At 49.1% G+C, this 572-nt stretch carries 1 protein-coding gene; it reads right to left on the bottom strand.

Annotation, left to right across the window (positions count from 1 at the left end; translation table 11 throughout):
* Positions 1–572 (bottom strand): tyrosine-type recombinase/integrase (locus tag J1785_RS00360; RefSeq protein WP_217218530.1); only part of this gene is annotated, 572 nt, incomplete at both ends.

Here is a 572-nt window from a genome sequence, read left to right as displayed (position 1 = left end):
GTAATGACGTTTAACGGGCGGGGCGATGATACCCTCCAGATTTGCCGCGGGATTGTGCTCTATCAACTCCTGATGCACAGCATGACGCATTATGTTGCACATATGCTGCCGGGTACGTGCTGCGACTTCCAGCAGACCTTTTTTCTCAATGCTTTTCAGCAGGTCGATAAAGTGACGAGGTTTCAGTTCAGCTACCGGCAAGTGTCCAATCACAGGGAATATATGATTGTTCATGCTGGCAAGCAGGCGGGACGCGTGGTTCTCTGACCATGTTCGGTTGCTTTTATGCCAGTCCAGTGCCACATACTTGAAAGTTTTTTCTGGCGAGTAAGTGGCTCTTTCAGCAGAGCGCTGTTGTGCTGGATTGATATTATGCACCAGCAATTTACGGATACCATCACGCTGTTGACGAGCATCAGCCAAAGACACGTCGGGGTAGGCACCTAAGCCGAGGCGTGATTCTTTTCTATTGATACGATATTTGAGATACCAGAGACGTGAACCGCCGGGATTGATCAAAAGGTACAGGCCGTGAGAATCGGAAACTTTGAAGGGTTTTGCGGATGGCTTTA

It is taken from the genome of Rahnella perminowiae (assembly GCF_019049755.1).
Classification (GTDB): Bacteria; Pseudomonadota; Gammaproteobacteria; order Enterobacterales; family Enterobacteriaceae; genus Rahnella; species Rahnella perminowiae.
This window is presented reverse-complemented; position numbering and strand designations above follow the sequence as displayed.